Consider the following 14,713-nt stretch of genomic DNA (forward strand, 5'->3'; position numbering starts at 1 on the left):
ATACATAAGAACCACCTTTTTGTAGTTTATGTTTTTTATGATTGCTTGAAAACATATAGAATTTCTATATTTATTTTACACATTTATAATGAGTTGTAAAAATAGATTTGCTCAGCAAGTATTAATTGTTGTTTCTGTTCCCAATATATCGACATAGGAATTTGAAGTTTGCTATAATGAATTAAATAGTTGCATTATTTAGAAAAATTTAAAAATAATAAATAATGCAAGTAAGACATATTGTTTACTATGTGAACTTGTTCTTAATTCAGGGGGGAGGGTTTCACAATGGCAAGTGTATATGAAAATAGTTATATGATCGTTTTGATTTTCTTGCTATTAGGTATATTGCTGCCGGTAGTGGCTCTTACATTAGGGAAAATGCTGCGTCCAAACAAACCGAGTGCAGCGAAAGCGACGACGTATGAGAGTGGAATTGAGCCTTTTCATGATGCAAATATTCGGTTTCATGCTCGTTATTACATTTTCGCTTTATTGTTCGTCATCTTTGATGTAGAAACTTTATTTTTATACCCATGGGCTGTTGCATATGACAAGCTTGGTTTATTTGCACTGATTGAAATGCTCATTTTTGTTGTGATGTTGCTAGTTGGATTAGCGTATGCTTGGAAAAAGAAGGTGTTACAATGGTTATAAATTTTGAGGAATTACACCCACAGGAGCGAGCGGAATTAGAAAGGAATATCTTTTTTTCTACATTGGAACAGTTGAAGGGATGGGCGCGGAGCAACTCTTTATGGCCGATGACATTTGGACTGGCATGCTGTGCGATTGAAATGATGGGAGTAGGCTCATCACATTACGATTTAGATCGATTTGGGTCATTTTTTCGGACTTCACCAAGACAATCGGACGTCATGATTGTGTCAGGAACGGTAACGAAGAAAATGGCACCTATTGTTCGGCGCCTATATGATCAAATGCCTGAACCGAAGTGGGTAATAGCGATGGGATCTTGTGCAACGGCCGGTGGTCCGTATGTGAATTCGTATGCTGTTGTGAAAGGTGTAGATCAAATTGTACCAGTTGATGTGTATATTCCTGGATGCCCTCCAAATCCTGCTGCTTTAATTTATGGAATTAATAAATTAAAAGAAAAAATTCGTTACGAGGCGAGGACCGGGAAGCAGGTGACGAATAAATGAGTGATCCAAATAAAGACTTAGAAAGTATGAAAAGAGAAGCAGCCCGTCATGCGAAAGAGGAAGCGCTACCAAAAGATAAGGGGATTAATGTAGAAGAAGCAAAGGCGAAAGCTGCAGCAGCTGCAAAGGCAAAAGCAGCGGTATTAGCGAAGCAAAAGCGAGAAGGATCAGAAGAAGTAACGGACGAGGAAAAAGTTAAAGCAAAGGCGAAAGCTGCAGCAGCTGCAAAGGCAAAAGCAGCGGTATTAGCGAAGCAAAAGCGAGAAGGATCAGAAGAAGTAACGGACGAAGAAAAAGCCAAAGCGAAGGCGAAAGCCGCAGCAGCTGCCAAAGCAAAAGCAGCGGTATTAGCGAAGCAAAAGCGAGAAGGATCAGAAGAAGTAACGGACGAGGAAAAAGTTAAAGCAAAGGCGAAAGCCGCAGCAGCTGCAAAAGCAAAAGCAGCGGCATTAGCGAAGCAAAAGCGAGAAGGATCAGAAGAAGTAACGGACGAAGAAAAAGCCAAAGCGAAGGCAAAGGCCGCAGCAGCCGCAAAAGCAAAAGCAGCGGTATTAGCGAAACAAAAGCGAGAAGGATCAGAAGAAGTAACGGACGAGGAAAAAGTTAAAGCGAAGGCAAAGGCTGTAGCAGCTGCAAAAGCAAAAGCAGCGGCATTAGCGAAGCAAAAGCGAGAAGGATCAGAAGAAGTAACGGACGAAGAAAAAGTTAAAGCGAAGGCAAAGGCTGTAGCAGCTGCAAAAGCAAAAGCAGCAGCGTTAGCGAAGCAGAAAGCCTCACAAGGTGAGGGGGATTCTGGAGATGAGAAAGCAAAGGCAATTGCAGCTGCTAAAGCGAAAGCCGCTGCTGCGGCAAGGGCAAAGGGATCTGTAAATAGGATAGAAGACGAACTGCAGCAGGAAGAACCATCAGTTAACCAACCATATTTAAATCGCTATGTGGAGGTTGTTAAGGAGAGGGTAGGAGAATATGCATTAGTAGATTCCTATATTAATAAGCTTTCAAAAGATGTTCCAACGCTTGTGGCGGAGCCTTCGAAATATTATGAAGTGATGGAATTGCTAAGATTCCATGAGGGACTTGCTTTTGATTATATGTCAGAGCTACATGCGACGGATTTTGTGACACATATGGAAGTATACGTTCATTTATTTTCATATGGAAAGAAACAGTCAGTAGCAGTGAAGGTAAAGCTGGATAGGGAAGCGCCGCAAGTACAATCGGTGACGCCGCTTTGGAAAGGGGCAGATTGGCCGGAGCGCGAAGCGTATGATTTGCTCGGTATTGTATTTGAAGGTCATCCTAATTTATCTCGCATTTTAATGCCGGATGATTGGGTGGGGTATCCGCTTAGGAAGGATTATGAACCGTATGATGTGGAGGTGTAGCTTGTGATCCGTACGGAAGAGATGCTCTTAAATGTAGGGCCGCAGCATCCGAGTACACATGGTGTGTTTCGGCTTGTAATTAAGATTGACGGGGAAATTATTAAAGAGGCTACACCGGTTATCGGATATTTGCATCGCGGAACAGAAAAGATAGCTGAGAGCTTGCAATATACACAAATTATCCCGTATACAGATCGAATGGACTATTTATCAGCAATGACGAATAATTACGTCCTTTGCCACGCTGTAGAGACGATGATGGATCTTGAGATTCCAGAGCGTGCTGAATATTTACGGGTGCTTGCGATGGAGCTTGGGAGAGTTGCGAGCCATCTCGTCTGGTGGGGAACGAACCTGCTTGATATAGGAGCAGTTAGTCCATTTTTATATGCCTTTCGTGAACGAGAGATGATTATAAATTTATTAAGTGAATTGTGCGGTGCAAGGCTTACTTTCAACTATATGAGAGTCGGCGGTGTGAAGTGGGATGCGCCAGACGGCTGGATTGAAAAGGTGAAAGAGTTTGTTCCGTATATGAGAGAGCAGTTGGAAGGGTATCACGATCTTGTTAGCGGAAATGAAATTTTCTTAAATCGTGTGAAAGGCGTTGGCGTATATAGCGCGGAAGAGGCGATCTCGTATTCTTTAAGCGGCGCAAATTTGCGGTGCACGGGAGTCCACTGGGATCTTCGCAAAGATGAACCGTATTCTATTTATGATCGTTTTGATTTTGATATTCCTGTTGGGAGCACGGGAGATGCTTGGGACCGCTACGTTTGCCGGATGAAGGAAATTGAGGAGTCATTAAAAATTATTGAGCAAGCAGCCGAGCAGTTCCCACACGATGGAGCTGTTATAGCGAAAGTGCCGAAAATTATTAAAGCACCTAAGGGAGAAGCGTTCGTCCGTATAGAGTCACCGCGGGGAGAGATTGGCTGTTATATTGCTAGTGATGGAAAGAAAGAGCCGTACCGCTTGAAATTTCGCAGACCGTCTTTTTATAATTTGCAAATCTTACCGAAGTTATTGAAAGGTGAAAACATCGCCAATTTAATTACGATTTTAGGTGGGGTTGATATTGTACTTGGGGAGGTTGACGGCTAATGATTGAGACGCTCTTACAATCACCTTCAAGCTGGACGAATTTCTTCATTTTTTTCGGATTAGCGGTGCTTCTATTATGTGCAGTCCTTGGCTTCGTTACATACGGTATTTTGGCAGAACGGAAAGTGATGGGATTTATGCAAGGACGGATTGGACCAAACCAAGTTGGGGGCCGGTTCGGTTTACTCCAAACGGTAGCTGATGTTTTGAAACTATTATTAAAAGAAGATAGCATTCCGAAAGCTGCTGATAAACCGTTGTTTATATTAGCACCTGTTATTGCATTCGCACCAGCATTTATGGTACTTGCGGTTATCCCGTTTACTGATAAATTTCAGTTCGCGGATATTGGCGTAGGGTTACTGTATTACATTGCTGTTTCTGGGATTACGACGATCGGCGTCGTAACTGGGGGATGGGCATCAAATAATAAATATTCCCTTTTAGGAGGGATGCGTGCGGCAGCGCAAATGATTTCTTATGAGATTCCACTTGTAATGAGTGTAATTGGCGTCGTTTTGTTAGCTGGTAGTCTTAACTTGAATGAAATTGTAGCGGCGCAGGAAAAGGTATGGTACATTTTCGCACAGCCAATCGGTTTCGTCATTTTCTTAATCGCGGCAGTTGCAGAGTTAAATAGGACACCGTTTGATTTACCCGAAGCGGAGTCAGAACTTGTTTCAGGATACCATACGGAATACTCAGGTTTTCGCTGGGCGTTTTTCATGCTTTCAGAGTATGTGTATTTCTTCGGGATGTCATCTTTAATTACAGTACTCTTTTTAGGAGGCTGGAATCCAGTTATGTTCCTTGGGTTTATTCCAGGAGCCGTATGGTTTGCTTTGAAATTCAGCGGTGTGGTCTTTCTATTGATTTGGTTCCGCGTTACGTTCCCGCGCATAAGAGGTGACCAGTTAATGGAGTTTGGCTGGAAAGTATTATTACCAATCGCACTTGCAAATATTTTCTTAACGGCATTGATTAAGGAGCTATTCTTCTAATCTATAAAGGGGGTGCCAGTAAGAGATGAAAGGACTATTTAAAGGGTTAAAATATACGCTTAGTAATTTGAGTAAGAAAAAGGTGACGTATGATTATCCAAATCAACCGTTGCCATTACCAGACCGATTTCGAGGTATTCAAAAGTTTTATCCAGAGAAATGTATTGTTTGTAATCAGTGTTCCAACATTTGTCCGACAGATTGCATTCAATTAACAGGAAAAAAACATCCTGATCCTACGAAAAAAGGGAAAATTATCGACACGTATGATATTAATTTTGAAATTTGTATTCTTTGCGATTTATGTACAGAAGTTTGCCCGACAGAGGCGATTGTAATGACAAATAACTTTGAACTTGCAGAGTATTCACGTGATGATTTATTTAAAAATTTGCAGTGGCTTGACGAGAACGACGAGAACATCAGGAAGGAGAATAAAGCATGAACGGCGAGTTTATAGCTTTCTTTATATTATCCTTGTCTGCGATTATCGGCGGCGTTCTTATGCTGAATTTAACGAAAGTAATGCATATGATGCTGGCCCTTGTGCTTACGTTCCTTAGCATTGCGGGTTTGTACTTTCTCTTATCAGCCGAATTTATCGGAGTGGCACAAATTTTACTTTACTCTGGTGCAATCACTATTATTATGATTTTTGGCATTATGTTAACGAAACATAACGCGGAAAATGAATCGCGCCTTACTCTTCGAAAATGGATTATCTTCTTTGCGGTTGTAGCATTTGGAGCAGTTATGTATTTCGCTGTTAATAGTATCGATTTTTCAAATCAAAGCACACAAGGAAGTTTACCTCTCCATGAAAATAACACACTTCAAATCGGTACACTTCTCTATTCAAAATATATTATTCCATTCGAATTAACCTCAGTTATTTTACTTGTAGCACTTGTAGGAGCGATTATCCTTGCGAAGAAGGATGAGGGAGAGGAGGATTCCCATGAGTAGCGTTCCGGCTTCTGCGTATTTAACACTTGCGATTATTTTGTTTTGCATCGGCTTATTTGGAGCTTTAACAAAGCGAAATACAGTAATTGTACTAGTTTGTATCGAATTGATGTTAAACGCCGCCAATTTAAATTTAGTAGCGTTTAGTAAATTAGGTTTGTTTCCGAATTTAACAGGACAAATTTTTTCGCTGTTTACGATGTCTGTAGCGGCAGCGGAGGCAGCGGTAGGTCTTGCAATTTTGATTGCTTTGTACCGTAATCGCCCGACAGTTCATGTAGATGAGATGGATACGCTCAAAGGATAGCATTGTGACCGAAAAGGGGGAAGGAAACAATGATCGATTATGCATGGCTCATACCGCTTTTCCCGCTTGTTTCGTTTTTGTTACTTATTGCGTTCGGGAAGAAAATTAGAGAGGGAAGTAGTGTACTAGGTATTTTCTTTACCTTTCTCTCCTTTATATCCGCGGTAGTGGTACTAATAGAACGATTTTCATCCGAGGCAGTGAAGCATAAGTGGGTATGGCTTAGGGTAGGAGATATAGATATATCATTTGGTTTTGAAGTTACCGCATTAGGGGCTTTAATGTTGTTTATCGTTACACTTGTAAGTTTTCTTGTACATGTGTACTCAAAAGGTTATATGAAAGGTGACACCAGATTACCAACCTTTTATGCATATTTAGGGCTCTTTACCTTTGCGATGCTTGGGCTAGTTATATCGACGAATTTATTACAGCTTTATATATTTTGGGAGTTAGTCGGCCTTGGTTCGTTTTTACTTATCGGTTTTTATTTCTTTAAAGAAGAAGCGAAGGCTGCTGCGAAAAAGGCTTTTATTATGACACGCATTGGGGATGTTGGGCTATTTGTTGGGATGATTTTAATTTTTTGGCACGCAGGTAGTTTTGAATATGACGCGATTTTTAAAGCGATTCATACGGGTGACCTCTCTCCTTCTATGATTACAATAACGGCGATATTAATTTTTATCGGTGCGATGGGGAAATCGGGTCAGTTCCCGCTTCATACATGGTTGCCAGATGCAATGGAAGGACCGACGCCTGTTTCGGCGCTTATTCACGCGGCAACGATGGTTGCAGCCGGCGTATATTTAGTAGCGACGATGTTCCCGCTATTTTCAGCAAGTGCGGTAGCGATGCAAACTGTGGCAATCGTTGGGGCTTTCACTGCAATCTTTGCGGCCTCTATCGGTCTAGTGCAAACTGATATTAAGAGGGTTCTTGCTTACTCTACAGTTAGTCAGCTCGGGTATATGATGCTTGCGCTAGGCTCGGCTGGTTATGTAGCTGGTATCTTTCACTTAACGACACACGCCTTTTTTAAAGCATTATTGTTCCTGGCAGCAGGAAGTGTAATTCATGCAGTCCATACGCAAAACATTAATAAAATGGGCGGTTTACAGAAAAAGATGAAAGTAACCGGTGCACTATTTTTAATAGGCACACTTGCAATTAGTGGTGTTCCTCTTCTTTCCGGATTTTTTAGTAAAGATGAAATTTTAGCGGCGGCTTGGATGAATGGCAATTACTTTCTATTCGTTTTAGCAGTAATTGCGGCATTTCTAACAGCATTTTATATGTTCCGTTTATATTTTCTTGTCTTTACGGGGGAAACGAAGACGAAGGAAGAGGTGCATGAATCACCTCGCACCATGACGTATCCGATGATTGTCCTTGGTGTTCTTGCGGTAGTGGCCGGTTATATAAATACACCGTGGTTCGGAACGTTTCTTGGGGATTGGCTTACGAAAGATATAGGATTCCAGGTGAAGGAAGTGCATGGACCTGTTTGGATTATGGTTGTTGCGACGCTCGTTTCATTTGCGGGAATTGCCCTCGCATATTTCATATATGGCAAGAAATCTATCTCTAGAGATTGGGCCGGCGGAGAAGGGACGTCTTTTTATAACCTTTTGAAAGAAAAATATTATGTGGATGAACTATACAATGCGACAGTGCTTCCTATTACGAAAGGAATCGCTCATGTGCTTCGCTTATTTGAAGTATACGTTGTAGAAGGAATCGCAGTTTTAATTGCTGGACTCGTTAAAGGTATGAGTGGACTAGGATCGCGGCTTCAAAACGGGAATGTACAAGTGTATGGAACTGTAACAGCAGTTTCGCTCGCAGTGCTCCTAATTATTTTGTTATATACGGGAGGGGATTTACGGTGAATGGATTGCTATTAACGTTCTTCATTTTTTCCCCGCTTTTAGGAATTCTCTTGCTTTTATTAACGCCGAAACGAGAATCGCGTACAGTGCAGGCGCTTGGTTTATTCGGAACGGCGCTTCCATTTGGAATTGCTATCGTCCTTGCTTGTACATACGCTTCAGGAAAGAGCTTATCGATATTTGATGAAAAAGTGAAATGGATTAAATTTGGGGATTTCACAGCAGTGGACAAAAGGTGGTTTTCAATTTATTACGAGCTCGGCATTGATGGTTTATCGCTTGTAATGATGGTGCTCACAGCCCTTCTAGCGATGCTTGCAGCTATTGCGGCATTTTCTGTCAAAAGAAATTTGAAAGCATTCTACATGCTGTTACTCATGTTAGAAATAGGTATGCTCGGTGTCTTCGCTGCTCAAAATTTAATGTTGTTCTTCATGTTCTTTGAGATTACGTTGCCACCAATGTTTTTATTAATTGGCAAGTGGGGGAAATTGTCGAGTGAAAAGGCTGCATATAGTTATTTAATATATAACGGTATTGGATCAGCTATTTTACTTATCGTTTTCTCGGTTTTATTTGCGAAAACAGGTACAACAAATATTGCGGAGCTTAAAGAAATATTAACGAGTGTAGGTGCTGGGGGAGGAATGGCCGTCTCAAGTAGCGTACAGTTCGGCTTGTTTCTTGCCATAATGATTGCTTTTGCGATTAAACTCCCTGTTTTCCCTTTGCATCGCTGGATGGTCAATGTACACATAGAAGCGCATCCTGCTGTAGTTATGCTTCACGCGGGGGTTTTGCTGAAGATTGGCGCGTACGGTATTGTTCGCTTCGGGAAAGGATTATTCCCAGAATATTTTCGTGATTTTGCAACGCTAATTGCGGTTTTAGGGGTAATTAATTTATTGTATGGGGCCTTTCTAGCCCTCATCCAAACGGACTTTAGAAAGGTACTTGCTTACTCTAGTATTTCGCATATGGGCATTGTATTAATGGGGCTTGCGGCGTTAAATGCACCAGGTACACAAGGGGCATTGTTCCAAGTTGTGTCTCACGGTTTAATTGCGGCCTTACTCTTCTTCTTGCTTGGCATTATTGAAGAGCGTTTCGGGACTTCGGATATTACAGCACTTGGTGGACTTGCAAAAAGTGTTCCGGTGCTTAGCGGTTTCTTCCTAGCGGGCGGTATGGCATCGCTTGGAATGCCAGGGATGTCCGGATTTATTAGCGAATTCCTTGCCTTTCTCGGTTTATTCCAAGGGAAACCTGTTATCGCCGCCGTCGGTGTAATTGGAATTATTTTAACCGCTGTATACGTATTAAGAGCGACACTTCAAGTGATATTTGGTAAGAAAGAATGGGAAGCGAAATTTGATATACACGGATGGGAGTACGTTCCTGTTATAGTGCTTATCGTTTGTATTATTGCAATTGGGGTAATGCCAGAACTACTAGGGGATCCACTTCAAACTACATTGAAAACATTGGGGGTGAAGTAGGATGGATATGAACACGTTACTTAGCTTATCATGGCATCTCATGGTACCAGAATTCATTATTCTCGGGGCAGCCATCCTTCTTTCCATATGTGATTTGTTTTTTAAGCTGAACCATAGGTACGTTGCGATTGGTGCAATTGCCGCTGCCTTGTTAGCGATAGTGTCATTAATGACGCTATATAGCGAACCGGCAGGAGATATTTTAAATGGATCGTTTGTACTAGATGGATTTTCAAAAGGATTTAAAACGTTGTTATTAGGCGGAGCAGCTCTCGTTTTATGTATGGCAATAAGCGATGACAAGAAGGAGCCTATTCAAGATAAAGGAGAATATTATTATTTGTTTTTAATGGCGCTTCTTGGAGCGATGTTCATGGCTTCTAGCGTTGATTTCATCACATTGTTCGTTGGTTTAGAGTTGCTTTCGCTCTCTTCCTATATTTTAGTAGGAATCCGAAAAAGAAACCGTGCATCGAATGAGGCTGCAATGAAATATGTCATTAACGGAGGAATTGGAACAGCAATTACACTCTTTGGAATGAGTTATTTATACGGTATTACAGGGTCGACCAACATAGTGGAAATGCAAAAGGTATTTACGCAAGGATTGGCTGGGGGCATTCAGTTATTGTTAGCTCTCGCATTTCTACTTTTGCTCGTTGGACTCTCATTCAAAATTGCAACAGTGCCATTTCATATGTGGGCACCAGATGTGTATGAGGGAGCGGCTACACCTGTCACTGCTTTTCTCGGAACGATTTCTAAAATTGCTGGTTTTCTACTCATTACGCGTTTGTTTCTTATGGTGTTTGCAGGTGTGGCAATCCAAGGAGACGCACAATCTTTGTACGGGCGTATGAGTATATACATTGCGGTACTAGCTAGTATTACGATGATTGTTGGGAACGTAGTAGCATTAAAGCAATACAACGTAAAACGTCTATTTGCCTATTCAGGTATCGCGCATGCTGGGTATTTGCTAGTCCCTCTTGTAGCACTATCGCAGTTTACGATGGATAGTATGTGGTTTTATATGCTTGCATATATGCTTATGAATATAGGAGCATTTGCAATCATCCACGGATTAATCTTACAAAATGATAAGGAAAATATGACGATTTTTACAGGGTTATATAAGAGATCCCCCTTTACAGCTATAGTGATGACGGTCTTTATTTTATCGTTAGCTGGAATACCGGGGACAGCAGGTTTCATCGGAAAAATTAACATTTTTTTAGGGGCACTTCATGTTGAACCTGCTCATTACGTATTAGCTTCTATTATGATGGGGACGACGGTTATTTCATTCATATATTATTTCCAAATATTACAGCAAATGTTTTTCCGCAAGGGAGAGACAGAAGAAAAGCTCCGATTACCGTTAAATATAAAGATTGTCATGAGTCTTTGCGCAATTTCAATTGTAATACTAGGGATTATGCCGATGATTGGTTACAATTTCTTCTATGAATATTTTCCATTAATGAAAGATTTCTTCTTCTTAGGGAACGTGGTACAATAGTAAAAATAAAAGGTGTAGAGTCCGTACTCTACGCTTTTTATTTTGGAGTAACAGCAAATGAAAACACCTATAGGTATATGTTTTTTAACAGAAAATTACGATGTAAAATGTAAGATGCTTATTTGCGTGTGAAAAAGTGTGGCTTCTACTTATTTATGGTATCGTTTTTTACATTTTGCGTAAGTAGTAGTCAAGCAAAAAAAGGGGTCGATTTTTTGGCACATCTTTTAGGGCAACAAGCACTGATTGCCATTGTTTCGCATTTATTGTTTATTACCATTACGTGGTGGGCCTTACAAGGTATTCACATTGAGCGCTTAATGAAGTCTGGGAAAGTGATGCAGACGAGAGTGTTACTTATCCTAATTACAATTGCAATTGGGACATCTGTAAGTAACTTTTTCCTTGATTATTTAGGCTATTCAAAGAGTTTAACGTATTTAGTAAAGTAAGTGTATAGAACCTCATATCTCCGTTAACAATGGGGATAGGGGGGATGAAATTGAAGTTTAAAGCGATTCTTATTGTTGCCTTAAGTGTTGTTTTATTTTTGGTTGGATATAAAGAGATGAAACCTATAAGCGATGAACAGAAAATGGAGAGCATGATTGCAGCTTTAGAGAAAAATGATGCAAAAGTAGAGCGGTGGTCATGGTTAGCGCGAGAAACGAAAACGATTTCTAATATACATACGTTTCAAAAATTGTTAAACGATGTGAAGGAAGAGGCAAACATTGAAAGTTGGGAATTAGAACAATCTCCAGATGGATATAAAGCTACATCCTATAAAAAATCTTCTTCACATGAAGAACGAATAGTAGTAACTTGGAGTAAGGAAACTACTAAAGAAAACACTTTTATTATTTTTGAAGTAAGCGGGGCGAAATGGGACCCAAAGTATGTTCAGAGAATGAATAAAATTTTTAGCGAAAAACCTATAATTTACACTTGTGTTCAGGGTGTACTGAATGATAAGATTGAAGGTGTTTTGCAAAATAAAACCAATCAGGTTTTGAAAGATCTTTCAGCAAGAGCGATCGAGCAGATAGAAGAAAGAGCATTTGTATCAGTCTCCGCATATAATAAAAAGTGGAATGACGCTCTTTCAACAAATAGAGAGAAAATAAATGTGCAAATAGCAATACGTTCTACAAACAACAAAGATACAATTGTGGTTGGCACACCGATCATAACTTCTGAGTATTGAGTGAATAGATACTGAAAAAAGGACACGGAGGGGAATAATTTGGAAAAGATCATCGTCCGTGGCGGAAAGCGGTTAAGCGGCACAGTGCGTGTTGAGGGCGCAAAAAATGCTGTATTACCTATAATCGCTGCAGCCCTATTAGCGAGTGACGGAAAGAATGTACTATCTGAAGTACCAGTATTATCTGATGTATACACAATTAACGAGGTATTACGTCATTTAAATGCTGAAGTCGTATTTGAAAATAACCAAGTAACAATCGATTCTTCTAAAGAATTAAACATTGAAGCACCATTTGAGTATGTACGTAAGATGCGTGCATCTGTTCAAGTAATGGGACCATTATTAGCACGTAACGGTCGTGCTCGTATTGCACTTCCTGGTGGATGTGCAATTGGTTCACGTCCAATTGACCAACATTTAAAAGGCTTCGAAGCAATGGGAGCGAAAGTAAAAGTTGGTAACGGATTTGTTGAGGCACACGTAGAGGGCGAACTAAAAGGAGCTAAAATTTATTTAGACTTCCCAAGCGTAGGCGCGACAGAAAACATTATGTCTGCAGCTACATTAGCAAAAGGGACAACAGTCCTTGAAAACGCAGCGAAAGAGCCAGAAATCGTTGACTTAGCTAACTTCTTAAATGCAATGGGAGCGAAAGTACGCGGAGCTGGAACTGGAACGATTCGTATTGAAGGCGTTGAAAAATTATATGGTGCAAACCACCCTATTATTCCTGACCGTATTGAAGCAGGAACATTCATGGTTGCAGCGGCAATTACAGGTGGAGACATCTTAATTGAAAATGCTGTGCCTGAACATTTACGCTCAATTACAGCGAAAATGGAAGAAATGGGTGTTAAAATTATTGAGGAAAATGAAGGTGTACGTGTTATCGGCCCAGATAAGTTAAAAGCGGTTGATATTAAAACTATGCCTCATCCAGGTTTCCCAACAGACATGCAATCACAAATGATGGCATTATTACTACATGCTGATGGAACAAGTATGATTACAGAAACGGTATTCGAAAACCGCTTTATGCACGTTGAAGAATTCCGTCGTATGAATGCTGATATTAAAATCGAAGGTCGTTCTGTAATTATGAACGGTCCAAGTAGCTTGCAAGGAGCTGAAGTTGGCGCAACTGATTTACGTGCTGCAGCAGCATTAATCTTAGCTGGTTTAGTATCAGAAGGTTATACTCGTGTAACAGAGTTAAAACATCTTGACCGTGGTTATGTAGATTTCCATAAGAAATTAGCTGCATTAGGTGCAACTATTGAACGTGTAAACGAAAAAGTAGAAGAAGTGAAAGAACAAGAAGTTTCTGATCTTCACGCTTAATTGAAGTAGTCTCTATGTCTTTTGACATAGGGGCTATTTTTTTTGGGTTATTACTGTTATAGTCAATAAATTCCATACTTATGCACGTCTCAGTGAAAATATTTAGAAAATTTTTGTTTTATTCCACTATTTGCGGTCAGTAAAACCCCACTGATTATAGTTTCACTTTATATCGATACCCCCAAGTATGTTCTAAAAGATCCCGTATTTCCATAAGAATGAAAGGAATCCAACTTTATATTGGGGGAATAGGATGAAATTTTCAAAGCCACTTTTCATTACAGTAGCGCTCTTAATAGCGCTCGTTATCATTGTACCTGCTGCTCTTGTTATTCCGTTTGCGAAAGCAAAAGTAGGGGAAGAAGCAGCTTCTAAAACTCCTCCAGCGATAGAAAGTATACCAGCTCCAGGGAAAGTGGATACAGCGGTTCAAGTTGCTGTATATCGTGATCAGCAGAAGAAGGTAGAAACATTACCTATGGAGGAGTATGTGGCCGGTGTAGTAGCTTCTGAGATGAATGCCAGCTTTGAAATAGAGGCGCTAAAGGCGCAGGCATTAGCAGCAAGAACATTTGTAGTGCAGCGTATGCTAAGCGGTGGTAAGAAAAACAATGCGGACGTGACAGATACAGTGAAAGATCAAGTGTACAAAAGCAAAGAGGAATTGAAGAAACAATGGGGTAATAACTATGAAAATAATTTAAAGAAAATTGAGGAAGCCGTTTCGAAAACCGCAGGACAAGTTTTAACGTATGATGGAAAACCAATTTCAGCATCCTTCTTCTCAACGAGTAACGGACGAACAGAAAATGCAGCTGATTATTGGGGAAATGATTATCCGTACTTGAAAAGCGTAGATAGTCCGTGGGATCAAGCCTCTCCAAAATTTACGAGTGAGCAAAAATTCACAGTAGATGATTTTCAAAAACGTCTCGGTGTGAAAGTACTAGCAAACGGAAAGGTTGGTAATATTAAAGACCTTACGGAAGGAAAGCGAGTAAAGGATGTAGAGTTCCAAGGGAAAACATTAACAGGAAAACAAGTTCGTGAAAAGTTAGATTTACGCTCCTCAGACTTTACGTGGAAACAAGAAGGGGATAACATCACCGTTACAACGAAAGGATTCGGTCACGGCGTCGGTATGAGCCAGTACGGTGCGAATGGTATGGCAGCGGAAGGTAAGAAATATACAGAGATAGTCGCTCATTACTATAAAGGCATTGAAATAAAGACGATGAATGATTATGAAGGAAAATTGATGGTGAAGAAGTAGGTGTCAGGGGTTTCCTGATACCTACTTCTTTTTTGTTTAAAATATCA

General features: G+C 40.4%; 15 protein-coding genes. All 15 read left to right on the plus strand.

From position 1 onward, the window contains the following. The first annotated feature begins 288 nt into the window (after nucleotides 1–288). The 15 genes from nuoA to spoIID all read left to right on the plus strand — a co-directional run bounded on the left by nuoA (nucleotide 289) and on the right by spoIID (nucleotide 14,666). The gene (nuoA, locus tag JFU54_RS05450) at nucleotides 289–657 is read left to right on the plus strand and encodes an NADH-quinone oxidoreductase subunit NuoA (RefSeq protein ID WP_000179270.1); all 369 of its coding nucleotides are present in this window, start codon (nucleotides 289–291) and stop codon (nucleotides 655–657) included. After that, complete coding sequence (gene nuoB, locus JFU54_RS05455) at nucleotides 648–1,166, plus strand: NADH-quinone oxidoreductase subunit NuoB (protein ID WP_002089729.1); 519 nt, start codon at nucleotides 648–650, stop codon at nucleotides 1,164–1,166. Before nuoA ends, nuoB begins: the two co-directional genes overlap by 10 nt. After that, nucleotides 1,163–2,551, plus strand: coding sequence for an NADH-quinone oxidoreductase subunit C (locus JFU54_RS05460; protein WP_201063867.1), 1,389 nt, complete (start codon nucleotides 1,163–1,165; stop codon nucleotides 2,549–2,551). Before nuoB ends, JFU54_RS05460 begins: the two co-directional genes overlap by 4 nt. 3 nt (nucleotides 2,552–2,554) lie before the next feature. Next, the gene (gene nuoD, locus JFU54_RS05465; protein WP_201063869.1) at nucleotides 2,555–3,655 is read left to right on the plus strand and encodes an NADH-quinone oxidoreductase subunit NuoD; all 1,101 of its coding nucleotides are present in this window, start codon (nucleotides 2,555–2,557) and stop codon (nucleotides 3,653–3,655) included. Next, nucleotides 3,655–4,656: an NADH-quinone oxidoreductase subunit NuoH gene (gene nuoH / locus JFU54_RS05470; protein ID WP_201063871.1), complete on the plus strand. Its 1,002-nt coding sequence runs from the start codon at nucleotides 3,655–3,657 to the stop codon at nucleotides 4,654–4,656. The genes nuoD and nuoH overlap by 1 nt, the downstream gene beginning before the upstream one ends. 25 nt (nucleotides 4,657–4,681) lie before the next feature. Further along, nucleotides 4,682–5,101 carry an NADH-quinone oxidoreductase subunit NuoI gene (nuoI, locus tag JFU54_RS05475; RefSeq protein WP_002016193.1) on the plus strand — a complete coding sequence of 140 codons (420 nt, stop codon included), beginning with the start codon at nucleotides 4,682–4,684 and terminating at the stop codon, nucleotides 5,099–5,101. Then, entirely contained in the window at nucleotides 5,098–5,622 is a 525-nt protein-coding gene (locus JFU54_RS05480; protein WP_002198777.1) for an NADH-quinone oxidoreductase subunit J, read from the plus strand. Before nuoI ends, JFU54_RS05480 begins: the two co-directional genes overlap by 4 nt. Further along, nucleotides 5,615–5,929 (plus strand): NADH-quinone oxidoreductase subunit NuoK, encoded by a 315-nt coding sequence (nuoK, locus tag JFU54_RS05485; protein ID WP_000100081.1) that lies wholly within the window; start codon nucleotides 5,615–5,617, stop codon nucleotides 5,927–5,929. Before JFU54_RS05480 ends, nuoK begins: the two co-directional genes overlap by 8 nt. Nucleotides 5,930–5,958: 29 nt before the next feature. Next, nucleotides 5,959–7,821: an NADH-quinone oxidoreductase subunit L gene (gene nuoL / locus JFU54_RS05490; protein ID WP_201063873.1), complete on the plus strand. Its 1,863-nt coding sequence runs from the start codon at nucleotides 5,959–5,961 to the stop codon at nucleotides 7,819–7,821. Next, on the plus strand, nucleotides 7,818–9,320 hold the full coding sequence (locus JFU54_RS05495) for an NADH-quinone oxidoreductase subunit M (RefSeq protein WP_201063875.1): 1,503 nt from the start codon (nucleotides 7,818–7,820) through the stop codon (nucleotides 9,318–9,320). The genes nuoL and JFU54_RS05495 overlap by 4 nt, the downstream gene beginning before the upstream one ends. A 7-nt stretch (nucleotides 9,321–9,327) precedes the next feature. Continuing rightward, nucleotides 9,328–10,842 carry an NADH-quinone oxidoreductase subunit NuoN gene (gene nuoN / locus JFU54_RS05500; RefSeq protein ID WP_374100958.1) on the plus strand — a complete coding sequence of 505 codons (1,515 nt, stop codon included), beginning with the start codon at nucleotides 9,328–9,330 and terminating at the stop codon, nucleotides 10,840–10,842. 215 nt (nucleotides 10,843–11,057) lie between these two features. Then, nucleotides 11,058–11,294, plus strand: a complete 237-nt coding sequence (locus tag JFU54_RS05505; RefSeq protein ID WP_002016201.1) for a DUF1146 family protein — start codon at nucleotides 11,058–11,060, stop codon at nucleotides 11,292–11,294. A gap of 50 nt (nucleotides 11,295–11,344) precedes the next feature. Continuing rightward, on the plus strand, nucleotides 11,345–12,049 hold the full coding sequence (locus JFU54_RS05510) for a YwmB family TATA-box binding protein (protein ID WP_002167335.1): 705 nt from the start codon (nucleotides 11,345–11,347) through the stop codon (nucleotides 12,047–12,049). 39 nt (nucleotides 12,050–12,088) lie between these two features. Continuing rightward, nucleotides 12,089–13,393, plus strand: a complete 1,305-nt coding sequence (gene murA, locus JFU54_RS05515; RefSeq protein WP_002068497.1) for a UDP-N-acetylglucosamine 1-carboxyvinyltransferase — start codon at nucleotides 12,089–12,091, stop codon at nucleotides 13,391–13,393. Nucleotides 13,394–13,646: 253 nt separating this feature from the next. After that, the gene (spoIID, locus tag JFU54_RS05520) at nucleotides 13,647–14,666 is read left to right on the plus strand and encodes a stage II sporulation protein D (RefSeq protein ID WP_201063887.1); all 1,020 of its coding nucleotides are present in this window, start codon (nucleotides 13,647–13,649) and stop codon (nucleotides 14,664–14,666) included. Nucleotides 14,667–14,713: the final 47 nt, after the last annotated feature.

This window comes from Bacillus sp. TH19 (genome assembly GCF_016651075.1).
Lineage (GTDB): Bacteria > Bacillota > Bacilli > Bacillales > Bacillaceae_G > Bacillus_A > Bacillus_A mycoides.

Coding starts and splice junctions, on each gene's coding strand:
- nuoA (WP_000179270.1), top strand. CDS start 289: ATGGCAAGTGTATATGAAAATAGTTATATGATCGTTTTGATTTTCTTG.
- nuoB (WP_002089729.1), top strand. CDS start 648: ATGGTTATAAATTTTGAGGAATTACACCCACAGGAGCGAGCGGAATTA.
- JFU54_RS05460 (WP_201063867.1), top strand. CDS start 1,163: ATGAGTGATCCAAATAAAGACTTAGAAAGTATGAAAAGAGAAGCAGCC.
- nuoH (WP_201063871.1), top strand. CDS start 3,655: ATGATTGAGACGCTCTTACAATCACCTTCAAGCTGGACGAATTTCTTC.
- nuoI (WP_002016193.1), top strand. CDS start 4,682: ATGAAAGGACTATTTAAAGGGTTAAAATATACGCTTAGTAATTTGAGT.
- JFU54_RS05480 (WP_002198777.1), top strand. CDS start 5,098: ATGAACGGCGAGTTTATAGCTTTCTTTATATTATCCTTGTCTGCGATT.
- nuoK (WP_000100081.1), top strand. CDS start 5,615: ATGAGTAGCGTTCCGGCTTCTGCGTATTTAACACTTGCGATTATTTTG.
- nuoL (WP_201063873.1), top strand. CDS start 5,959: ATGATCGATTATGCATGGCTCATACCGCTTTTCCCGCTTGTTTCGTTT.
- nuoN (WP_374100958.1), top strand. CDS start 9,328: ATGAACACGTTACTTAGCTTATCATGGCATCTCATGGTACCAGAATTC.
- spoIID (WP_201063887.1), top strand. CDS start 13,647: ATGAAATTTTCAAAGCCACTTTTCATTACAGTAGCGCTCTTAATAGCG.